The organism is Micromonospora sp. DT48 (genome assembly GCF_049844495.1).
Taxonomy (GTDB): domain Bacteria; phylum Actinomycetota; class Actinomycetes; order Mycobacteriales; family Micromonosporaceae; genus Micromonospora.
Map to the genome: position 1 here is coordinate 29,183 of NZ_JBNCLE010000008.1, position 21,336 is coordinate 50,518.

Here is a 21,336-nt window from a genome sequence, read left to right on the forward strand (position 1 = left end):
ATTTATCGGTGATCCGGCACTTTCGCGTACACCCGACGTCACAGACGGTGACGTCGGGTGTGGTCAGGCGCCCGGCAGCGCGAGCATCTGATCCAGCGCGACCCGGGCGTGGTGCGCGGTGTCGGCGTCGACCGTGATCTGGTTGACCACCCGCCCGGCGACCAGCTCCTCCAGCGCCCAGACCAGGTGCGGCAGATCGATCCGGTTCATCGTCGAGCAGTAGCACACGGCCCGGTCCAGGAACATGATCTGCTTGTCCGGATGGGCCAGCGCGAGCCGGCGGACCAGGTTCAGCTCGGTGCCCACCGCCCACGCGGAACCGGCCGGGGCGGCCTCGATGGTCCTGATGATGTACTCCGTGGACCCGACCAGGTCGGCGGCCCGCACCACCTCGTGCCGGCACTCCGGGTGGACCAGCACGTTCACGCCCGGCACCCGGTCCCGAACGTCGTTGACGCTGTCCAGCGTGAACCGGCCGTGCACCGAGCAGTGCCCGCGCCAGAGGATCATCTTCGCGTCGCGCAGCTGCGCGGCGGTGAGCCCGCCGTTCGGCTTGTGCGGGTCGTAGAGGACGCAGTCGTCCAGGGAGAAGCCCATCTCCAGCACGGCGGTGTTGCGGCCGAGGTGCTGGTCGGGCAGGAAGAGCACCTTCTCGCCCTGCTGGTACGCCCACTCCAGGGCCCGCTTCGCGTTCGACGAGGTGCAGACCACTCCGCCGTTGCGCCCCACGAAGCCCTTGATGTCGGCCGAGGAGTTCATGTAGGTGACCGGGACGGTCCGCTCCGCCAGGCCCAGCTCGGTGAGCACGTCCCAGGCGTTCTCGACCTGCGGCAGCGCGGCCATGTCCGCCATCGAGCAACCGGCGGCCAGGTCGGGCAGCACGACCTGCTGGTCGGCGGAGGTGAGGATGTCCGCGCTCTCGGCCATGAAGTGCACACCGCAGAAGACGATGTACTCGGCCTGCGGTCGGGCGGCGGCCTCGCGGGCCAGCTTGAACGAGTCGCCGGTCACGTCGGCGAACTGGATCACCTCGTCGCGCTGGTAGTGGTGACCCAGCACGAAGACCCGGTCGCCGAGGGCGGCCTTGGCCGCCGTCGCGCGGGCCACCAGGTCGGGGTCGCTCGGCGCGGGCAGGTCACCCGGACACTCCACGCCACGTTCGGTGGCGGGGTCGCTGCCACGGCCGAGAAGCAGCAGCGCGGTCGCGGTGTTGGAGGGCTCAACCCAGGTCGTCACGCCTCCCATGGTCCCACAGCGCGACCGTCCTGCCGGCCGTGCGGGTGTGGGCTGCCACACTGCCAGGCATGCGCGTACTGCTCTGCCCGGACAAGTTCGCCGGTACGTTGCCGGCCCCGCAGGTCGCCGCCGCCGTGGCCGACGGCTGGCGGGAGGTGGCACCCGGCGACGAACTGCTGGTCAAGCCGTTGGCCGACGGTGGACCGGGCTTCCTCGACGTGCTCGCCGAGGCGCTGCCCGGCCGGCGGGTGCCGGTGCGTACCACCGATCCGCTGGGTCGCCCGGCCGACGGTGAGATGCTGCTCACCGATGGTGGCGAGGTCGCCTGGCTGGAGAGCGCCCAGGCCTGCGGCCTGCACCTGCTCGACACCACCGAGCGGAACCCGCTGACCACCACCTCGTACGGCCTGGGTCTGCTGATCGCCGCCGCGGTCGAGGTCGGTGCGCGCACGGTGGTGGTCGGGCTCGGTGGCTCGGCGACCAACGACGGCGGCGCGGGCATGCTCGCCGCCCTCGGCGTGGTGGCGCTGGACGACAGCGGCACCGCCCTGCCGTACGGCGGCGCGGCGCTGAGCGCGGCGGCGACGCTCGACGGGCTGCCCCGGCTGCGGGACACCCGGCTGATCGCGGCCACCGACGTCGACAACCCGCTGCTCGGGCTGCACGGCGCGAGCAACGTCTTCGGCCCGCAGAAGGGCGCCGACCGGGCCGACGTGCTGCTGCTCGACGCCGCGCTCGGTCGCTGGGCCGAGGTGCTGGAACGGGATCTACCCGGCTGTCCCAGCGGGCTCGGGGCGTTGCCGGGTGGCGGCGCGGCCGGCGGTGTCGGTGCCGCGTTGCTCGCGCTCGGCGGGCGGTGCGAGTCCGGCATCGGGCTGGTCAACCGGGCCGTCGGGCTGGACGCCGTGCTCGACGAGGTCGATCTGGTGATCACCGGGGAGGGCCGCTTCGACCACCAGTCGCTGCGCGGCAAGGTGGTGGCCGGAGTGGCCGGTGCGGCACGTGACCGGGGCGTACCCTGCGTGGTGCTCGCCGGTCAGGTCAGCACCGGGCGGCGGGAGGCGGCGTCGGTCGGGGTGACCGACGCGTACAGCCTGGTGGAGCATTTCGGCGGCGAGGAGCGGGGCGGGCTGGCCGCCGCCCTGGAACGGCCGGCGCAGGGGCTGCGGGAACTGGGCACCCGGCTGGCGCGGCAGTGGAGCCGCTGAGTCGTCCCCGTCGAGTGCCTGGTCACGCCGCCGGGTCGCGCGGCCACCGGCGGCCTACAATCAAGAACTGGACCACTGTGGGAATCGCTGACCGGCGGCTGACGTTGGCCAGGGGAGGACCACACCGACGCGCCGCAGGGAGAATTCCACGTGACCACGCCAGCGCAGACCGAGTCGACCGAGGCCAAGGCCCCCACGTCCGTCGTCCTCACCGACGTCGCGGCGCAGAAGGTCAAGGCCCTGATCGAGCAGGAGGGCCGCGACGACCTGCGGCTTCGGGTCGCCGTGCAGCCGGGCGGCTGCTCCGGCCTGCGGTACCAGCTGTTCTTCGACGAGCGTTCGCTCGACGGTGACATCGTCACCGACTACGACGGTGTCGAGGTCGTCGTCGACCGGATGAGCGCCCCCTACCTGGCCGGCGCCACCATCGACTTCGCCGACCGGATCGACGCCCAGGGCTTCACGATCGACAACCCCAACGCAGGCAACTCCTGCGCCTGCGGCGACTCCTTCAGCTAACCCCCCACCCCAAACCCACCCACCCCACCCACCCCCCACCGCTTCGTCCGGTGATCAAGAGGTTTTGGTCGCGCCACGCCCTGGTCGGCGACCAAAACCTCTTGATCAACGCGATGGTGGGGGGTGGGTCGGTGGTTTCGGGGCCGGTAGGCTGATCAGGCTCTGCCGCCGATCCCGAGGGTTGCCATGAAGATCGCCGTGACCGGCTCGATCGCCACCGACCACCTGATGAGCTTCCCGGGTCGGTTCGCCGACCAGCTCATCGCCGACCAGCTGCACAAGGTGTCGCTCTCCTTCCTGGTGGACGATCTGGTACTGCGCCGAGGCGGGGTGGCGGCCAACATCGCGTTCGGCATGGGGCAGCTCGGGCTCCAGCCGGTGCTGCTCGGCGCCGTCGGCGCCGACTTCGCCGACTACCGCTCCTGGCTGGAGCGGCACGGGGTGGACTGCGCCTCGGTGCACGTCAGCGAGATCGCCCACACCGCCCGCTTCGTCTGCACCACCGACACCGACATGTGCCAGATCGCCTCCTTCTACGCGGGGGCGATGAGCGAGGCCCGCAACATCGAGCTGCACCCGGTGGCCCAGCGCCTCGGCGGGCTCGACCTGGTCCTGGTCGGCGCCAACGACCCGGAGGCGATGCTGCGCCACTCGGCCGAGTGCCGCGAGCGCGGTTACCCCTTCGCCGCCGACCCGTCCCAGCAACTCGCCCGGATGCCCGGCGAGGACGTGGTGGCGCTGATCGACGGTGCCGACTACCTGATGACCAACGACTACGAGAAGTCGCTGCTGCAGAGCAAGGCCGGCCTCTCCGACGAGCAGTTGCTGGACCGGGTGAAGATCCGGGTCACCACGCTGGGCAAGCACGGGGTGGAGATCGCGGGCCGGGAGATCGAGACGATTCACGTGCCGATCGCCCGGGAGACCCGGGCGGTCGACCCCACCGGCGTCGGCGACGGCTTCCGCGCCGGGTTCTTCACCGCCCTGTCCTGGGGGCTCGGGCTGGAACGGGCCGCCCAGGTCGGCTCCCTGCTCGCCACCCTGGTGCTGGAGACCGTCGGCACCCAGGAGTACCAGGTGCGCCACGACGTGTTCGTCAAGCGCCTCGCCGAGTCCTACGGCGACGAGGCCGCCAACGACATCCGCCCCCACCTACTGCCCTGACCGACGCCGTCGGCAGGGGGCCGAGCCCGGCTCAGTGGGCCCGGCGGACGTGGTAGGCGGGGCCCGGGTGGGCGCCGAGGAACTCCTGGCCGCGCATCCGACACCAGGCCGGGATGTCGACCGCGGCGGCCGGGTCGTCGGCCAGCACCCGGACCACCGCGCCGACCGGCAGCTCCGGTAGCCGGCGGGCCAGGGCGATCACCGGCAGTGGGCACCGCTGGCCGAGGCAGTCGAGCACCTCGTCGGGCCGCTGACCGCGCGGACCGGCGGGGGTCTCCGGCACGTCGCCGGCGGGCTCGCGGACGGTCACAGCCCCACCACCCCCGCCTGCTGCCGTAGCTCGGCGACGATCTCCGGCAGTTCGGCGAGGAAGCGTTCCACGTCGGCCTCGGTGCTGCCGGAGTGCAGGGAGACCCGGACGTTGCCGTGCGAGAGCACCCCCATCGCCTCCAACACGTGCGACGGGCGCAGGGTGGCGGAGGTGCACGACGAACCCGACGAGACCGCGAAACCCCGCCGGTCCAGGGCGTGCAGCAGCGCCTCGCCGTCGACGTACAGGCAGGAGAAGGTGACCAGGTGCGGCAGCCGGTGCTCGGGATCACCGACCACCTCGACGTCCGGCACCTCCGCCGCCACCCGGGCCCGGATCCGGTCCACCAACGGTGACAGCCGCGCCGCCTGGGCCGCCGCGTCGGCCGCCACCGCGCGCAGGCTCGCCGCCGCCGCCACCACCGCCGGCAGGTTCAGCGTGCCGGGGGTACGCCCCGACTCGCGCTCGTCGGTCGGCCACGGCGACTCCCAGCGGGTGCCCTTGCGGACCACGAGCAGCCCGACGCCGGGCGGGCCGCCCCACTTGCGGGCGCTGGCGGTCAACACCGACCACCCGTCGGGCACCGGCACCCGGCCGACCATCTGGGCGGCGTCGACGTAGAGCGGCACGCCCGCGTCGGCGCAGGCCGCCGCAGCCTCCTCGACCGGTTGGACGGTGCCCACCTCGTGACTGGCGGCGATCAACGCCGCCGAGGCCACCTGATCCCCGGCGACCGCCGCCGACCAGGCGTCCAGATCCAGCCGGCCGAGGCGGTCGACCGGCACCTCGACGGCCGTGCCGCCCCCGGCGACGTGCTGTTCGGCGGCGTACAGCACGGCCGAGTGCTCGATCGTCGAGTGCACCAGGACCCGGCCGACCCGTCGGCGTCCGCGCAGGCCACCGAGGACGGCGGTGTGCGCGGCGCTGGTGCCGCTCGGGGTGAAGGACAGCTCGTCGGGGCGTACGCCGAGGGTTTCGGCCGTGGCCTCGCGGGCGGCGTCGAGCAACTGGCGGGCGCGCCTGGCCTGGGAGTAGAGCCGGTCGGGGTCGGCCCAACCGTCGTCGAGCGCGGCGAGGAGCGCCTGCCGGGCGACCGGATGCAGCGGCGCGGCGGTGGCCGCGTCCAGGTAGACGGGGGAAGACGTCACGTCTGTCCACGCTATCGCCTCGGTCGGCACAAGATCCCCCGTCGGTGGGGACAACGACCCCAACCGGGTCCAGCCTGGCATGGTCGAGTAATCTGCGACCGTCGGTGACGCCTTTGCCGCCGGTGTGGCGGCTCCGCTCGGCGGAGCCGGCCGAAACGAGGCACCGCGGCGCGCTAGGGAGGCAGGACCAGGTGGTCGCAAGGAGTTCGGAGGTACGGCCGACGGCCGTACGGCGCAGCGCATCCTCGCGAGCCGGTGGGCGGCGGGGGCGTCGTGCCGGGCGTCTCGCCGGGCTCGGATTCGGTGGGGCGGCTCTGCTGGTCCTGCTCACGGGCTGTGACGTCGGTGCGGCGTTCGGCGGCTTCGGTTGGCCGCAGGGCGGCATCACCCCGGAGTCGCGGCGGATGTACGACCTGTGGATCGCCTCGTGTGTCGCGGCGCTCGCGGTCGGCGTATTCGTCTGGGGCCTGATCTTCTGGTGCGTGGTGCGTTACCGCAAGCGCGGCAACGAGCTGCCGGTGCAGACCCGTTACAACCTGCCGATGGAGTTCCTCTACACCATCGCCCCGGTGCTGGTCGTCTCGGTGCTCTTCTACTACACCGCGGTGGTGCAGACCGACGTGGTGAAGACCACCAACAACCCCGACGTCACCGTCGAGGTCGTCGCCTTCAAGTGGAACTGGCAGTTCAACTACCGCGACGGCCAGGGCGTCGAGGCCGACACCGTCGCATCGGTGCTCGGCACCAGCGAGGTCATCCCGATCCTGGTGCTGCCGACCGGCCGGTCCATCCGGTTCGAGGAGACCAGCCGCGACGTCATCCACTCGTTCTGGGTGCCGGAGATGCTGTTCAAGCGCGACGTCATGCCCGGCAGCATCCGCAACGTCTTCGAGGTCTCCTCGCTGGAGAGCGAGGGAGCGTACGTGGGCCGCTGCGCCGAGCTGTGCGGCAGCTACCACGCCTTCATGAACTTCGAGCTGCGGGTCGTCTCGCCGGAGAACTTCGACCGCTTCCTCGCGGCCAAGCAGGGCGGCGCCTCCACGCAGGACGCGTTGACCTCCATCGGTGAGGAGCCGTACGCGATCACCACGAAGCCGTTCGAGACGCGGCGTACCGAGAGCAACTTCAACCCGGACACCGCTCCGGCCGGCACGGGAAGCTGAGGCAACCGGCATGAAGACCGAGTGGCGTATCTTCCTGATCATCGCTGGGTTCCTGCTCTTCGCGACCTTCCTGTACGGCGGCTGGACGTGGGCCGAGTCGGACGGTCGGATCGAGTGGATCGGCACCGTGGCCCTGCTGCTGTCGTTCCTGCTCTGCGCGATGTGCGGCGGCTTCTTCTGGTTCGTCTCCCGCCGGATCGACCTGCGCCCCGAGGACCGGCCGGACGCCGAGATCTCCGACGGCGCGGGCGAGATCGGCTTCTTCAGCCCGGGCAGCTACTGGCCGTTCGGGCTGGCGCTGGCCGCCGCGCTCGCCGGTCTGGGCCTGGCGTTCTGGCAGTTCTGGCTGCTCGGCCTGGGTGCGGTGGCAGTCATCATGGCCGCCTGCGGCCTGCTGTTCGAGTACTACAGCGGCACCCGGCGTACCGCCGAACACTGAGCATCACGACGACAGGGCCCGCCCCGGATGGGGCGGGCCCTGTCGTGTCGTCGTCGGTCAGCCACCACGCGGTGGTAGTGGGGTCGCTCAGACGGCCCCGGCGACCTTGATCCAGCTGTCGAGGGCGCGGGCGGCGGCCCCGGAGTCGATCGACTCGGCGGCCCGGTCCAGACCGGCGCGGAGCGCCTCGGTCAGGTCGCCGTCCAGCGGCCCCTGGGTGGCCAGCGCCGCCGCGGCGTTGACCAGGACGGCGTCACGCACCGGCCCCGGCTCACCGGCGAGCAGGCGTCGGGCCACGTCGGCGTTGTGGGCGGCGTCGCCGCCGCGCAGGTCGGCGAGGGTGGCCCGGGGTACGCCGAGGTCGATCGCGTCCACCACGGTCTCCCTGACGGTGCCGTTCTGGGCGATCCAGCACCGGGTCGGTGCGGCGGTGGTGAACTCGTCCAGCCCGTCCTCGCCGCGCATCACCAGCACCGAGTCGCCCCGTGCCGCGAAGACGGCCGCCATCACCGGCGCCATCGTCCGGTCGAAACAGCCGACGGCACCCGCGCGGGGGCGGGCCGGGTTGGTCAACGGGCCGAGGAAGTTGAACGTGGTCGGCACCCCCAGCGCCCGGCGGACCGGCCCGGCGTGGCGCATCCCGGGGTGGAACCGAGCGGCGAAGCAGAAGCCGATGCCGGCCTCGGCCACGCACCGGGCCACCTGGTCGGGCCCGAGGTCCAGCGGTACGCCGAGGAACTCCAGCAGGTCGGCGGTGCCGCAGGAGGACGAGGCGGCCCGGTTGCCGTGCTTGACCACGCGTACGCCGGCTCCGGCCACCACCAGCGCGGTCATCGTGGAGATGTTGACCGTGTGAGCGAGGTCGCCACCGGTGCCCACCACGTCGAGCGCCTCGGCGCGTACCTCCTCGGGCAGCTCGACCGGCACGGCCTGGCGGAGCATCGCCTCCACCATCCCGCCCACCTCGGCCGGTGTCTCGCCCTTGGCTCTCAGCGCCACGGCGAAGCCGGCGATCTGGGTCGGCTCGGCCGACCCGCTGATGATTTCGCCCATCGCCCAGGCGGTGTCGGAGGCGGAGAGTTCCTCGCCCCGCAGCAGCGCGGTGAGCAGGTGCGGCCAGGTCCGTTCGCCCATCGTGGGCCTCCCGAGCAGACGGTTACGGGTGGGACGGGACCGGCGCCGGCTCGCCCGGCGCCGTGGCGGTGCCGGTGTGGAACGTCAGGCGGGTGCGTCAGCGCGCAGCAGGTCGGTCACGGTGGCGGCCGTGGTCACCGGGTCGAGCGGGTGTACCAGAGTGGCGTCGACCTCGGCGAAGGACGCCAACCAGCGGTCGGCGGCGCGGGCGATCACCACACAGGTCGGGGGAGCGTCGTGGCGATCGTCCTTGATCTGCCGCGCGATGCCGATGCCGCCACCGGGGCTGGCCTCCCCGTCGAGCAGCATCAGGTCGATCTCGTAGTCGTCGACCAGCCGGATGCACTCGTCGTAGGTGGACGCCTCGACGAACTCGATTCGCAGGTCGGGCGCGGGTCGGGTGCCGACGGCGAGCCGCATCCGGTCCCGCACCTGCGGGTCGTCGCTGTAGAGCAGGACGGTGCACTGACGATCGCTCATGGCTTCCAACGGCTCCCACTTCGTAGCTGCGTGGCTGATCGTACCGGTCGGTGTGGCGAGCGTGACACGCCGCCCCGCCCGATCTCCGAGGTATCTCAGGCGGTGGATTCCGCCGCTCGTTGCCGGGCTTCCTGGCGGTCCAGTTCGCGGTCGATCCGGCGGGCCTCGCGCTCGGCCTGGCGCATCCACTGCACCACCAGAACTGCGAGCATCGTCACGCTGACGAACTCGCCGCCGGCCCACAGGATGCCCCCGGCGAGCACCTGGTCGTCCCAGGGGTCGGCCCAGGTCAGGCCGAGCGAGGGGTACCAGTCGCCGCCGAAGAGGGTGGTGCTCTGCATGATGGTCAGCCCGAGCACGGTGTGGAACGGCACCGACAGCAGCATCAGCAGCGCCCGCCCCGGGTACGGCCAGCGCCCCGGCAGCGGATCCAGCCCGAGCAGCGGCCAGAAGAAGACGCAGCCGGTCATGATGAAGTGCGCGTGCACCACCTCGTGCGCCCAGGCGTGTTCCAGCGTGTAGCGGTACAGGTCGGTGAAGTACAGCGCGAACGGGTTCACCACGAAGATGGCGAACGCCACCAACGGGAAGGTGTAGACCCGGGCGATCCGACTGTGCACCACCGCCAGCAGCCGCTTGCGCGGACCGATCGGCAGCGTACGCAGGGCGAGTGTCACCGGCGCGCCCAACGCCAGGAAGATCGGCGAAACCATGGACAGCACCATGTGCTGCACCATGTGCACCGACAGCAGCGTGGTGTCGTACGCGTGCAGCCCGCTGACCGTCACCGCGGCGATGCCGCCGAGTCCGGGGCCGAGGAAGAAGACCGTCCGGGCGACGGGCCAGCGGTCGCCGCGCAGCCGCAGCCGGTACACCCCGTAGAGGTAGAGGCCGGCGGCGAGGACCAGACCGAGGGCGAGCCAGCTGTCCAGCCGGGCCTCGGTGACCACGGCGGTGACGGAGAACGGCGGTGGAGTGACCTCGGCCGCCAACGTCGCGACGTTGGCCGTCACCTCGGTCGCCGCCGAGCCGGTCGCAGCCGCGTTGAGCAGCGACGCGCCCGGTGCGGTCATGGAGATCGGATCGACGTGCAGCACGCCAATCAGCCTAGGTCAGGCGAACCGGACGGTACCGATCGGGCCATGCTGGGCACGGGTTTCACCCCCCGCTGATCGGCGGCCATGGTGAGCGGCCATAATGACCGCGTGACTGCGGCCCCAGCCATTGACAAGAGCCGGATCCACTCTCTGACGCGGCCCAACATGGTCAGCGTCGGGACGATCGTCTGGCTCTCCAGCGAGCTCATGTTCTTCGCGGCGCTGTTCGCGATGTACTTCTCCATCCGCGCGGCGGCGCCGGAGCAGTGGGCGGAGCACACTCCGGTGCTCAACATCCCGTACGCGACGGCGTTCACGACGATCCTGGTGCTGTCCTCGGTGACCTGCCAGATCGGCGTGTTCGCTGCCGAGCGTGGTGACGTCCACGCGCTGCGGCGCTGGTTCACGATCACCTTCGTGATGGGCCTGATCTTCGTGCTCGGCCAGCTCAACGAGTACCGCGAGCTGGTCTCCCACGGCATCAAGATCAACGGTGACGGCTACGGGTCGATGTTCTACCTGACCACCGGCTTCCACGGCCTGCACGTCACCGGCGGTCTGATCGCCTTCGTGATCTTCATGATCCGCACCACCATGGGTCGGTTCACGCCGGCTCAGGCCACCGCGGCGATCGTGGTGTCGTACTACTGGCACTTCGTCGACGTCGTGTGGATCGCGCTGTACGCCATGATCTACTGGCTTCAGTGATCTTGGCGCGGCGCCCGACGCCTTGCCGCTGCTCCACCCCCGCAAGACAAGGTCCAACCGGTTAAGGACACAGGTCATGACTTCTGACAACGACCGCCGACGCGGTCTGCTCGCGCGGCTGCGCGGGCGGCCCGGGGCACCCAGCAGGGGCCGCCGCCGGCTGGGTGCTGCGGTCCGGCTGGTCGCCGCGCTGATGCTGGCCGGCGGCGCCTACACCGTCCTCGCCCCTGGCGCCGCCGCGCAGGAGAATCCGCCGCTGAGCAGCGCTGCCGCCGACGGCAAGGCGCTGTTCGACGTGAGCTGTGTGACCTGTCACGGTCGCAACGCGCAGGGGGTCGAGGGGCGCGGGCCGAGCCTCATCGGCGTCGGTGCCGCCTCCGTGGAGTTCCAGGTGAGCACCGGCCGGATGCCGATGGCCCGGCAGGAGGCGCAGGCGGCCCGCAAGCCGGCGGTGTTCACCCGTGACGAGATCGACCAGCTGGCCGCGTACGTCCAGGAACTCGGCGGCGGCCCGGTCGTGCCGGCCGGCGACAACCTGCACGCCGACGGCAACGTCGCGATCGGTGGCGAGCTGTACCGGATCAACTGCTCGCAGTGCCACGCGTTCAGCGGTGGCGGCGGCGCCCTCTCCTCCGGCAAGTACGCGCCGAGCCTGCGGCCGGCCACCGACCGGCAGATCTACGCGGCGATGCTCAGCGGCCCGCAGAACATGCCGGTCTTCGGCGACAACCAGATCACGCCGGAGCAGAAGGCCGACATCATCGCCTACATCCAGCAGACGCTGAGGGACGACGCCGACCCGGGCGGCTTCTTCAACCTCGGCCGGTACGGACCCTCCACCGAGGGGATTGCGATCTTCCTCGTCGGCATCGTCGCGCTGGTCTTCGCCAGCCTGTGGATCGCGGGTAAGTCGTGAGCGGGGGGACCATGAGCAGCCAGACCGGGCAGCCGACCCTGTCGGGCGGGGAGCCGCTCGATGTGAACGACCCCCGGCTGAGTCGGTTCGACATCGTCCGGGAGGGTGCCCGGCGGGACGACATCGAGATCGTCCACTACGAGCCGCAGGTGGTCTCGGGTAGTAAGGCCGAGCGCCGGCTGGTCCGCACCGTGGCGGCGTTCTTCCTGCTGACCGGCCTGGCGGCGACCGCCTTCCTGGTGATCTACATCTGGTGGCCCTGGGAGTACGAGCCGGGTCGCGGCGGAGACAAGCTCTACACCCCGCTGCTCGGCACGACCCTCGGCATCGCTCTGCTCGCCGTCGGTTTCGGCATCCTCACCTGGGGCAAGAAGCTGCTGCCCAAGGAGGTGTCGATCCAGGATCGGCACGAGGGCGCCGTGCCCGCGGAGGACCAGCGGATCACCGGCGAGACCATGGCGTACATGGCCGACGAGTTGGGGGTCAAGCGCCGGCCGCTGCTCGGCGTCTCGCTGCTGGCCGGTCTGCTGCCGGTCGGCGCTGTCGCCGCGGCGCCGCTGGTCGGCGGGCTGATCTCCAACCCGCACAAGGACAACCAGATGATGACCACCGGGTTCGCCCCCCGCGACGGCCGGAAGATCCGGCTGGTACGCGAGGACGGGCGGCCCATCCGGCCGGCTGACATCAGCGCCGGTGGTCAGATCACCGTCTTCCCGGGCGTGGAGCACGGGGTGAGCAACCGGGTACGCCGACTCGCCCACCCTGCTGATCCACCTGCGGGACGCCGACGCCGAGGCGTCGCGACGCAACAACGAGCGCGAGGGTCACGGCGGCTTCATGTGGGGCAACTACGCCGCGTACTCGAAGATCTGCACCCACGCCGGCTGCCCGGCGAGCCTGTACGAGCAGCAGACCAACCGGTTGCTCTGCCCGTGCCACCAGTCGCAGTTCCTCATCACCGACAATGCCAAGCCCGTATTCGGTCCGGCCAGCCGGCGGCTGCCGCAGCTGCCGATCGAGGTGGACGCCGAGGGCTACTTCGTGGCTTCGTCCGACTACACCGAACCCGTCGGGCCCGACTTCTGGGAGCGGCCGTGAAGCGGCGAAAGTTTGACGTAGCAGCCGTGCCCGGCAACACCGCCCGGGCGGTCGACGACCGTTTCCAGGTGGCGACTCCGCTGCGCCGACTGCTCAACAAGGTCTTCCCGGACCACTGGTCCTTCCTGCTCGGCGAGATCGCGCTCTTCTCGTTCATCGTCCTGCTGCTGACCGGTGTCTTCCTGACCTTCTTCTTCGAGCCGACGATGACCGAGGTCATCTACAACGGCAGTTACGCCCCGCTGCGGGGCACGCCGATGTCGGCCGCGTACGCCTCGACGCTGGACATCTCCTTCGACGTCCGCGGCGGCCTGATCATGCGCCAGATGCACCACTGGTCGGCGCTGCTGTTCATGGCCGCGATCGTGGTGCACATGCTGCGGATCTTCTTCACCGGCGCGTTCCGCAAGCCGCGTGAGGCCAACTGGATCATCGGTTCGCTGCTGTTCTGGGTCGGCTTCCTCGCCGGCTTCACCGGCTACTCGCTGCCGGACGACGGCCTCTCCGGCACCGGTCTGCGGATCGCCTCGGCGATCATGCTGTCCATCCCGGTGATCGGGTCCTGGGTGACCGCGGCGGTCTTCAACGGCGAGTTCCCCGGCACGATCATCATCAGCCGGTTCTTCATCGCCCACGTGCTGCTCATCCCGGCACTGCTGGTCGCGTTGATCACCGTGCACCTGGGGCTGGTGTTCAAGCAGAAGCACACCCAGTGGCCCGGGCCCGGCCGGACGAACGGCAACGTGGTCGGCGAGCGGATGTTCCCCCGTTACGCGATCAAGCAGGGCGGCTTCTTCATGGTCGTCTTCGGCGTGATCGCGCTGATGGGCGGTCTGTTCCAGATCAACCCGGTCTGGTTGTTCGGCCCGTACGAGGCGTGGGTGGTGTCGGCTGCCAGCCAGCCTGACTGGTACGTGATGTTCCTCGACGGCTCGACGCGGTTGATGCCGGACTGGGAGATCACGATTCCCATCGGTGACGGGTACGTGATTCCACCGCTGTTCTGGCCGACGGTGGTGCTACCCGGCATCCTGGTGGGGATCTCCCTGCTCTATCCGTTCATGGAAGCGCGCCACCTGAAGGACTACCGCAGCCACAACCTGCTCCAGCGTCCCCGCGACGTTCCGTTCCGCACCGGCCTGGGCGTCATGGCCATCACGTTCTACGTGATCCTGACCCTCTCCGGCGCGAACGACGTCATCGCCGACAAGTTCCACATCAGCCTGAACGCGATGACCTGGGCCGGTCGGATCGGTCTGCTGCTCCTTCCGCCGTTGGCGTACTACGTCACGTACCGGATCTGCCTCGGCTTGCAGCAGCACGACCGGGAGGTCCTCGCCCACGGCGTGGAGACCGGCATCATCCGGCGTCTGCCGGACGGCCGGTTCGTCGAGGTGCACCAGCCGCTCAGCGCGGGCGAGCACGGTGAGCTGGACTACGTCGGTTGGGTGGTGCCGAAGAAGATGAACCGGCTCGGTGCCCTCGGCCCGGCCATCCGGGGCTTCTTCTACCCGATCGAGCGACCGGTTGAAGCGCCGGTCTCACCGGGGCACCCCCCGGTCGAGTCGCGCGAGGACCGGGAGGAGATCACCAGCGGGGAGACCCGCAGCTGAGATCCGCCGCAACGTGACGTGGCGCCCGCCGGGGTCTTCCGGCGGGCGCCACGCTCGTTTCGCCTCTTCCGGACGTCGCCGCCGCGATCCGTCGACGCCGGATCGCAGGAATAACCCCGGTCAGCCGGGTATCCGTGCGGTCCAACGTCTCAACGGGGAGGAAGCATGTTGGGTATCAAACGCCTCGGCCTGCTGGCCGCGCTGGTGCTGGTGGGTGTCGCACCCGCCGCAGCGGCACAGGCGGCGGCGCAGCCGTCGGAACAGGACACCCAGTACCTGCAGGCGATCCACCAGACCAACCTGTACGAGATCGCCGCCGGTGAGCTGGCTCAGGAGAAGGGCCAGAACCAGCAGGTCAAGGAGCTGGGGCAGCAGTTCGTCACGGATCACACCGAGCTGGACCAGTCGGTGCAGGACCTGGCCGGACAACTCGACGTGGAATTGCCCGGCGAGCCCACCACCGACCAGCAGACGGCGCTCGACCAGCTGAACAACGCCAGTGGTGAAGAGTTCGACCGGCTCTGGGTGACCCAGGGGCTGGCCGGCCACACCCAGGCCATCCAGGCGACCCAGACCGAGATCTCGCAGGGCACCGAACAGCAGGTGGTCCAGCTGGCCCAGACCGCGCTGCCGGTCCTGCAGGCGCACTACGACGCCCTGGTCGCGCTGGCCGAGGAACTCGGCATCCCGGTCCCGGAGACCAGCCCGAGCGGCACGCCCAGCCCGGGTGGCACCGCCCCGGCTCCGGGGGTGACCACGCCGACTCCGGGTATCACCACCGAGCCGGCCCCGGGCGGCACCGTCACCGAGGAGGCCCCGGTTCCGGGTGGCACCGAGGAGGTCCCGGTGCCGCAGGAGAGCTGATCCGGCGGTACGTGACGAGCCGGCCCACCCAGCCTGGGTGGGCCGGCTCGCGGTCAGTCGGCGTTGCCCAGCCCGATGGCGAAGGCTTCCTCCAGGTCATGCCGGGAGTACGCGCGGAAGGCGATGTGCGACTCGGTGTTGAGCACCCCCGGCACCTTCGAGATGCTGCCCGCGATGATCTGCGCGATCTCGTCGAACTCGCGGACCCGGACCATGGCGATCAGGTCCACGTGCCCGGCCACCGAGTACACCTCGCTCACTCCGGGCAGGTTCGCAAGCGCCTCGGCCACCTCGGGAATCGAGTCGGTGGCGCAGTCGATCAGCACGATCGCGGTGATCACTGAAGGGTTCTCCGTTCGTTCGGCGTCGCAGCCCATGCTAGTGCCGCACCAGGAGCACCGCCGGTCGTCAGCCGGGCCCGGCCCGGCCCGGCTGACGACCGGTTCCCTGAATGCCGCACCTCGTCTCGCCCCGCCCCGGGCGACGCCCGACCGAACATGCCGACCGCACCGCCGCTGCGGTGCGCTGTGAGAACCGCCGCCCCCTAGCAGAGAAGGAAACTCTCCGTATCCGATACGGAGGGTGACGGTTGAGCCGCGTCCCTCGCCCACGACCAGTTGCCCACTGACACGCTTTGCTCTGCTTCAACCCACGCAACTGGCGGATGAGCTGCGGAGATGTCACGACGGTCTCTGTTGCGGTCGCTGTCGTTGGTGATGCGGAGAGTAACTGTTGCGTATGGTGAAGCAGAGCAAAGGGGGTGTGTGGTCAAGGTGGTGGTGGATCCGGCGGCACGAAGAGTGACGGCGGGTCCTCAATGGGGAGACGGGGTGATGGCCGCGGCGGCGGCGATGCTCCGGCCTCCGACGGTGACGACGCGGTGCCAGCGGCGGGTCCGGACGGCGAGGTCGCAGCGGTGGGTCAGGCGGCTGGGACGGTCAGGTCGGCGTCGACCCGGATCACGTCCCGCAGATTCTCTCCGGTGTCGACGGTGGCGTTCGGCCAGATCACGCTGCGGCTGACCGTGCCCCGGACGGTGGCACCCGCGCCGACGACGGACCGGTGACAGCGGCCGGTGACCCTGGCGGTCGGGTCGATCAGGCTGTCACCACCGGCGGCGTGCAGGTTCGCGGTGAGGTAGTCGGCGGGGGTGCCGGTGTCGATGAAGGTTCCCCGGAACGGCACCACGTCGAGCCTGCCGGCGGCCTCGGCCGGACGCCACACCGCGCGGACCAGGTCGCCGAAGGTGGCGGGCAGCTCCCGGACCAGCCGCCACGGCAACAGGGAGAAGCCGGTGAAGACGTGCCCGTCGAAGGTGCCCGGTGCCGTCGGGTCGCTGGCCGGCTGGCCGAGCAGGCGTACCGAGTCGCCGTCCCAGCCGTCCAGCAGCGCGGCGATGTCCGGGCCGGGCGGTGCCGCCGGGTCGGACAGGTAGGCGTCGGCGTTGCCCACCAGGACGCCCCGGCCGTCGATCCAGTCCCGCAGCCGTCCCACACCACCCGCGGTGCCGAGCGGGCTGCCCGGCTCCACCGAGAGGTGCGCGCGGGAACCCACCCGCTCCACCACCTGGTCGCCCAGATAGCAGGCGTTGACCGCGACCCTCGTCGGGCCGCTCAGGCCGAGGCCGTCGAGCCGGGCCAGCGCCCGGTCCAGCAGCGGCACGTTGCCCACCGGGCAGAGCGCCTTGGGCACCCGCTCGGTCAGCGGGCGCAGCCGGGTGCCCTCACCGGCGGCGAGCACCACCGCGCAGATGCCGTCGACGGGTGCCACGGCTGCCTCGGGCGCGTCAGCAGGCCGGTCGCCGGTCGGCCGGACGCTCTCGGGTCGGGTCATGGCGTCGTGTCGGGCAGCGGCGGGGGGAACTGCCCGGCCAGCGGACCGATGTCGTAGTAGCCGAGCAGGCGGGCGGTCGGCCAGGTCAGCTTCGGCAGGTCGTCCAGCGGGTGCCAGGCCGCCTCGAAGACCTCGGCGCCGTCGACGGTCAGCTCGGTGCTCGACGCCGGTACCTCGGCGGTGAACACCACGTCCACCCACCCCTTGGCGTGGACGACGGCGTTGGGCACCGCCGGGGTGAGCCGGGTGGGGGAGAGCCGGACACCGGTCTCCTCGAACAGTTCCCGGGCGGCACCGACCGCCGGGTGTTCGTGGCGTTGCAGCAGCCCCGCAGGCAGGGTCCATCCTCGCCCCGGTGGCTGCCGCAGCAGCAGCAACCGTCCCGCCCCGGTCGCCTCGCTGTCCCGCAGCAGGGTGACGGCGCCGACGATGTACTTGGGCACCGCCAACCGCACCAGCCGACGTCGTACCGGCAGGGGGAGCCGATAGAAGACCTGGTACGCGACGGCGCGCCCGGTGCGGCGGCTACGGGGGATCATGGCTACAGGCTAGTGGCCGCGAGGCACGTTCGCGCCATGAGGACCACGCCGGGTAGGGCGCGGGTCACCGCTGTCACTGGCGGTGGTCGACCAGGTCGATGAGTTGGCGCACCACGGCGTCCGGCTCGATGACCCGGTCGAAGACCGCGACCAGCAGCGTCTCCAGATCCGGGTAGCCGAGTTCCTCCGACAGGCGCAGCAGCGGCAGGTCGCTGGCCAGCCCTCGGTTGTGCTGACGCAGGGCCAGCCCGATGGTGGCCCGGCCCAGGCGTACCTTGTCGCTGATCGTGATGCCCGGCTCGCTGTGCTCGGCGAACCACCGGTTGATCTGCATCTGCGCGTGCGGCGACTTGACGAAGCCCAGCCACTCCCGCCGCGGCCCGCGTGGGGCCACCTCGGCGTCGAGGCTGCACTCCTCGTCGGTCTCGGTGAAGATCTCCACCACGTCACCCTCCTCGAGCTCGGAGGAGAGCGGGACCAGTCGTCCGTTGACCCGTGCCGCCAGACATCGTTCACCCCGGTCGGTGCCCAACTCGTACGCCAGGTCGACCGGGGTGGCACCGGCCGGCAGCACGATCTGCCGCCCCTCGGCGACCACCTGGATCTGCGCCTCGGCCAGGTCGCAGCGCAGCGAGTGGAGGAACTGGGCCGGGTCGGCCGCGTCCTGCTCCCAGTCCAGCACCCGGCGCAGCCAGTCGAGTTGCCCGGAGTTGGTCTTGCCGCCGCCCGAGCGGGGGAAGCGGAAGTCGGCGGCCACCCCGTACTCGGCCGCACGGTGCATCTCCTCCGTGCGGATCAGCACCTCGACGGTGCGGTCCCTCGGCCCGCAGACGGTGGTGTGCAGGGAGCGGTAGAGGTTGTTCTTCGGCGAGGCGATGAAGTCCTTGAACCGGCCCGGCACCGGCCGCCACAGCCCGTGCACCGCGCCGAGTGCCGCATAGCAGTCGGTCGCCGGGCCGTCGACCACGATGGTGATGCGGGGCAGGTCGAACGGGACGGTGTGGCCGCCGGCCACGGTGTCCTTCCAGATCGAGTACAGGTGCCGGGGGCGCGGCGCGACCTCCGCGTCGACCCGGCTGCGCCGCAGCGCCACCTTGGCGCGCGCGACGACCTCGGCGAGGTAGCTGTCCCAGCCGGGCCGGTCGTGTACGTGCCGCGCGATGCGGGCGTGCTCCTCCGGTTCGAGGTGCAGCAGCACCACGTCGTCCAACTCCCGCTTGAGCGTCTGGATGCCCAGCCGGTCGCAGAGCGGAACGAGCACCTCAAGGGTCTTGCGGGCGATGCGTTCGCGGGAGGCGGCCGATCGTACGCCCAGGGTGCGCATGTTGTGCAGTCGGTCGGCGAGCTTGATGATGAGCACCCGGACGTCCTTGCCGGCCGCGATGATCATCTTGCGGATGGTCTCCGCCTCGGCGGCCTGCCCGTAGAACGCCTTGTCGAATTTGGTCACCCCGTCGACCAGGTGGGCGACCTCGTGGTCGAAGTCCTCGGCGAGGGCCTGGAGGGTGTAGCGGGTGTCCTCCACCGTGTCGTGCAGCAGCGCTGCGACCAGGGTGGTGGTGTCCATGCCGAGTTCCGCGCAGATCTGGGCCACCGCGAGCGGGTGGGTGATGTACGGCTCCCCGCTCTTGCGGAACTGACCACGGTGCATGTTGTCCGCGATGGTGTAGGCGCGGCGCAGCACGCTGGGGTCGGCGCCGGCGTGGATGCTGCGGTGGGTGCGGACCAGTTGACCGACCGGTTCGGTCTCGGCGCTCGGCCAACTGAGCAGCGATCGGAGTCGCTTGGTCAGGGGTAACTCGCCGGGCTGTGTCGGGAGTGCACCGCCCAGGGCACCGCCGTGTCCGGCGTTGACGTCCACCTGGGACACCCCCTCACGCCTGCTGAGCCACCACCACCGGAATCCGGCAAGCGGGAGCAGACCCTCGAAACGGGCAGGACTGCACTTCCTTAACAGAGTAAGTGAGTCGACGTCGTCCGATCGGACAGTTGCTCATGAGCGTTCGGACCAGAGTTGTGGGGACGCCGCGCTCTCCGCCTTCGTCAACAGGTCGCGGAACCGTGCCGCGCCGGCCACCGGGGAGGCCCAGCCGGCCGACATCTCGACCAACCTGGTCTCCGGTCGCTCCAACCAGGACAGGATTCGCTCCGACTCCTCGGCACTGGCGGCCGGGACCGGGCCATGGCCCGGCGACACCGTCTCGGCGGTGGCCCGGATGACGGCCAGCGTCGGTCGAGGATGGACCCCGGGTGGGGACACCCCGGCCCCGGCGAGTCGGCCGTGCCGCACCAGCGCCAGCTCCCACCCGCCGCCGGTCGCCGGGTGGGCGGCGGCCACCTCGGCGAGCCCGGTCAACGCGGCGAGCCGCTGCATGCGTACGGCGGCCCGCAGCACCGCCGCCAGCCGGGAGCGCAACGTCGCCGCCTCCTCGTAACGCTGGCCCGCCGAGAGCGCCTCGATCCGGGCCAGCAGGGCGTCGACCACCGGCTGTGGATCACCGGTGGTGGCGGTGGCGAACGGCGTGACCGCGCGGGCGTCGTACTCCTCGGGGGAGATCCGGTGCTCGCAGGGGGCCGGGCAGCGACCCAGCTCGGCCAGCGCGCAGGCCGGCGTGACCGTGCGCAGCGACAACCGGTGGGTGCACTGGCGCAGGGGCACCGCGTCGTGGAAACCGGCGGCGGCCAACTCGGCGGCCCGCCGCGAGGTGAACGGGCCGAGGTAGGCGCGGTCACCCGGGGAGATCTCCCGGACCACCGACAACCGGGGGTACGGGCCGTCGGTCAACTTCAGCCACACCACCCGCTCCGGGTACTTCGACCGTCGGTTGTACGGCGGCGCGTGCGCCGCGATCAACCGCAGCTCACGCACCTCGGCCTCCAGCGAGTGCGCGCACTCCACCGCCTCCACCCGTTCGGCGGCGGCCAGCATCTCCGAAATTCGGGCGCGTTTCTCGGCGGCGGTGAAGTAGCTGCGTACCCGGGTGGCGATGTCCCGGGAGGTGCCGACGTAGAGCGGCCGGTCGTCGGCGGCCCGGAAGATGTAGACGCCGGGGGAACGGGGCAACCCGTCGGCCAGGTGCCGCTTGCGGCGCTGGGTCGGGGAGATCGCGCGGGCGAACTCGATGGCGTCGCCGATGGTGTCGACCCGGTGCCCGCCGAGGCGGCCGATGAGCCCGTGCAGGACGTCGACGGTCGCCCGGGCGTCGTCCAGGGCCCGGTGGGTCGGCTGCGTGGCGGCCCGGAAGTACGCGGCGAGGGTGCCGAGCTTGCGGTTGGGTACCTCGTCCCGCAGCAGCACCCGCCGGGCCAGGGCCGCCGTGTCCAGCACCCGTGGGTTCGGCCAACGGTAGCCGTGCTTCGCACAGGCCGCCTTGAGGAAACCGACGTCGTAGGGCGCGTTGTGGGCGACCAGCACGGCGTCGGAGACGAACTCCAGGAAACTCGGCAGCACCTGTTCGATCGGCGGTGCGGGCAGCAGCATCGCCTGGGTGATGCCGGTCAGCACGGTGATGAAGGGTGGGACCGGCACCCCCGGATTGACCAGGGTGGCCAGCACGCCCAGCTCCTCGCCGCCGCGCACCTTGACCGCGCCGATCTCGGTGATGCCGCCGCCGTCGGGGGCCCCGCCGGTCGTCTCCAGGTCGACCACCACGAAGGTCGTCGCGTAGAGCGGCAGCGTCGGGTCGACTCCGTCGACGGTCGGGTCGAGCCCGGCCAGCGCCGGTTGGAGGAACTCCTGTGCTGCCATCCGCGGCACCGTAACGTTCCGGTCCGACACTCGCGCCCCACCGGCCCCACGGGTCACCACCGGTCTAGGATGAGAGATCGGCTCACCACCGGGCGGTGGGCCCGGTCGCGGTGGGAGAC

20 protein-coding genes and 1 pseudogene are annotated in these 21,336 nt (G+C 71.1%); 10 read left to right on the forward strand and 11 right to left on the reverse strand.

Annotated elements, in window-relative coordinates:
- Positions 1 to 63: 63 nt before the first annotated feature.
- The gene (gene nadA / locus ACLQ2S_RS10240; RefSeq protein WP_155219335.1) at positions 64 to 1,245 is read right to left on the reverse strand and encodes a quinolinate synthase NadA; all 1,182 of its coding nucleotides are present in this window, start codon (positions 1,243 to 1,245) and stop codon (positions 64 to 66) included.
- 59 nt (positions 1,246 to 1,304) lie between these two features.
- Between nadA and ACLQ2S_RS10245 the strand changes: the two genes are divergently transcribed.
- The 3 genes from ACLQ2S_RS10245 to ACLQ2S_RS10255 all read left to right on the forward strand — a co-directional run bounded on the left by ACLQ2S_RS10245 (position 1,305) and on the right by ACLQ2S_RS10255 (position 4,127).
- Positions 1,305 to 2,444 (forward strand): glycerate kinase, encoded by a 1,140-nt coding sequence (locus ACLQ2S_RS10245; protein WP_425701592.1) that lies wholly within the window; start codon positions 1,305 to 1,307, stop codon positions 2,442 to 2,444.
- 150 nt (positions 2,445 to 2,594) lie between these two features.
- Positions 2,595 to 2,963 (forward strand): iron-sulfur cluster insertion protein ErpA, encoded by a 369-nt coding sequence (erpA, locus tag ACLQ2S_RS10250; RefSeq protein ID WP_093401225.1) that lies wholly within the window; start codon positions 2,595 to 2,597, stop codon positions 2,961 to 2,963.
- A 186-nt stretch (positions 2,964 to 3,149) separates the two neighbouring features.
- Positions 3,150 to 4,127: a carbohydrate kinase family protein gene (locus tag ACLQ2S_RS10255; protein WP_425701593.1), complete on the forward strand. Its 978-nt coding sequence runs from the start codon at positions 3,150 to 3,152 to the stop codon at positions 4,125 to 4,127.
- 31 nt (positions 4,128 to 4,158) lie between these two features.
- Here ACLQ2S_RS10255 and ACLQ2S_RS10260 read toward each other — a convergent pair whose 3' ends face one another.
- Positions 4,159 to 4,410 carry a sulfurtransferase TusA family protein gene (locus ACLQ2S_RS10260; RefSeq protein WP_425701690.1) on the reverse strand — a complete coding sequence of 84 codons (252 nt, stop codon included), beginning with the start codon at positions 4,408 to 4,410 and terminating at the stop codon, positions 4,159 to 4,161.
- 23 nt (positions 4,411 to 4,433) lie between these two features.
- A complete protein-coding gene (locus ACLQ2S_RS10265; RefSeq protein WP_425701594.1) occupies positions 4,434 to 5,585 on the reverse strand; it encodes a cysteine desulfurase family protein in 1,152 nt (383 codons plus the stop codon).
- 191 nt (positions 5,586 to 5,776) lie between these two features.
- On the opposite strand from ACLQ2S_RS10265, the gene coxB reads away from it, so the two are divergent.
- Together coxB and ACLQ2S_RS10275 are read left to right on the forward strand one after the other, a co-directional pair.
- A complete protein-coding gene (gene coxB / locus ACLQ2S_RS10270; RefSeq protein ID WP_309223457.1) occupies positions 5,777 to 6,748 on the forward strand; it encodes an aa3-type cytochrome oxidase subunit II in 972 nt (323 codons plus the stop codon).
- Positions 6,749 to 6,758: 10 nt separating this feature from the next.
- Positions 6,759 to 7,187 carry a cytochrome c oxidase subunit 4 gene (locus ACLQ2S_RS10275; RefSeq protein WP_155219324.1) on the forward strand — a complete coding sequence of 143 codons (429 nt, stop codon included), beginning with the start codon at positions 6,759 to 6,761 and terminating at the stop codon, positions 7,185 to 7,187.
- An 87-nt stretch (positions 7,188 to 7,274) separates the two neighbouring features.
- Here ACLQ2S_RS10275 and trpD read toward each other — a convergent pair whose 3' ends face one another.
- From trpD to ACLQ2S_RS10290, 3 genes are all read right to left on the reverse strand, one after another.
- Positions 7,275 to 8,321 (reverse strand): anthranilate phosphoribosyltransferase, encoded by a 1,047-nt coding sequence (gene trpD, locus ACLQ2S_RS10280; RefSeq protein WP_425701595.1) that lies wholly within the window; start codon positions 8,319 to 8,321, stop codon positions 7,275 to 7,277.
- 84 nt (positions 8,322 to 8,405) lie between these two features.
- Positions 8,406 to 8,801 (reverse strand): hypothetical protein, encoded by a 396-nt coding sequence (locus ACLQ2S_RS10285; protein ID WP_155219318.1) that lies wholly within the window; start codon positions 8,799 to 8,801, stop codon positions 8,406 to 8,408.
- 95 nt (positions 8,802 to 8,896) lie between these two features.
- Positions 8,897 to 9,898 (reverse strand): cytochrome c oxidase assembly protein, encoded by a 1,002-nt coding sequence (locus ACLQ2S_RS10290; RefSeq protein WP_309223456.1) that lies wholly within the window; start codon positions 9,896 to 9,898, stop codon positions 8,897 to 8,899.
- A gap of 108 nt (positions 9,899 to 10,006) precedes the next feature.
- Between ACLQ2S_RS10290 and ACLQ2S_RS10295 the strand changes: the two genes are divergently transcribed.
- From ACLQ2S_RS10295 to ACLQ2S_RS10315, 5 genes and pseudogenes are all read left to right on the forward strand, one after another.
- Positions 10,007 to 10,606, forward strand: coding sequence for an aa3-type cytochrome oxidase subunit III (locus ACLQ2S_RS10295; protein WP_309223455.1), 600 nt, complete (start codon positions 10,007 to 10,009; stop codon positions 10,604 to 10,606).
- Between the two features lie 76 nt (positions 10,607 to 10,682).
- The gene (locus ACLQ2S_RS10300) at positions 10,683 to 11,522 is read left to right on the forward strand and encodes a cytochrome c (RefSeq protein WP_425701596.1); all 840 of its coding nucleotides are present in this window, start codon (positions 10,683 to 10,685) and stop codon (positions 11,520 to 11,522) included.
- Between the two features lie 11 nt (positions 11,523 to 11,533).
- A pseudogene (locus tag ACLQ2S_RS10305) lies at positions 11,534 to 12,124 on the forward strand ((2Fe-2S)-binding protein); the annotation flags it as partial.
- A 492-nt stretch (positions 12,125 to 12,616) separates the two neighbouring features.
- Positions 12,617 to 14,233 (forward strand): cytochrome bc1 complex cytochrome b subunit, encoded by a 1,617-nt coding sequence (locus tag ACLQ2S_RS10310; protein ID WP_309223454.1) that lies wholly within the window; start codon positions 12,617 to 12,619, stop codon positions 14,231 to 14,233.
- Positions 14,234 to 14,398: 165 nt separating this feature from the next.
- Positions 14,399 to 15,097 carry a DUF4142 domain-containing protein gene (locus ACLQ2S_RS10315; RefSeq protein WP_425701597.1) on the forward strand — a complete coding sequence of 233 codons (699 nt, stop codon included), beginning with the start codon at positions 14,399 to 14,401 and terminating at the stop codon, positions 15,095 to 15,097.
- Positions 15,098 to 15,150: 53 nt separating this feature from the next.
- Here ACLQ2S_RS10315 and ACLQ2S_RS10320 read toward each other — a convergent pair whose 3' ends face one another.
- From ACLQ2S_RS10320 to ACLQ2S_RS10340, 5 genes are all read right to left on the reverse strand, one after another.
- Complete coding sequence (locus ACLQ2S_RS10320) at positions 15,151 to 15,438, reverse strand: Lrp/AsnC family transcriptional regulator (RefSeq protein ID WP_309223453.1); 288 nt, start codon at positions 15,436 to 15,438, stop codon at positions 15,151 to 15,153.
- Positions 15,439 to 16,018: 580 nt separating this feature from the next.
- The gene (locus tag ACLQ2S_RS10325; protein WP_425701691.1) at positions 16,019 to 16,867 is read right to left on the reverse strand and encodes a sugar phosphate nucleotidyltransferase; all 849 of its coding nucleotides are present in this window, start codon (positions 16,865 to 16,867) and stop codon (positions 16,019 to 16,021) included.
- A gap of 59 nt (positions 16,868 to 16,926) precedes the next feature.
- On the reverse strand, positions 16,927 to 17,469 hold the full coding sequence (locus ACLQ2S_RS10330) for an NUDIX hydrolase (protein WP_155219302.1): 543 nt from the start codon (positions 17,467 to 17,469) through the stop codon (positions 16,927 to 16,929).
- Between the two features lie 73 nt (positions 17,470 to 17,542).
- Positions 17,543 to 19,330 carry a RelA/SpoT family protein gene (locus ACLQ2S_RS10335; RefSeq protein ID WP_309223473.1) on the reverse strand — a complete coding sequence of 596 codons (1,788 nt, stop codon included), beginning with the start codon at positions 19,328 to 19,330 and terminating at the stop codon, positions 17,543 to 17,545.
- A gap of 132 nt (positions 19,331 to 19,462) precedes the next feature.
- Complete coding sequence (locus ACLQ2S_RS10340) at positions 19,463 to 21,217, reverse strand: DEDD exonuclease domain-containing protein (RefSeq protein WP_425701598.1); 1,755 nt, start codon at positions 21,215 to 21,217, stop codon at positions 19,463 to 19,465.
- Positions 21,218 to 21,336 lie beyond the last annotated feature (119 nt).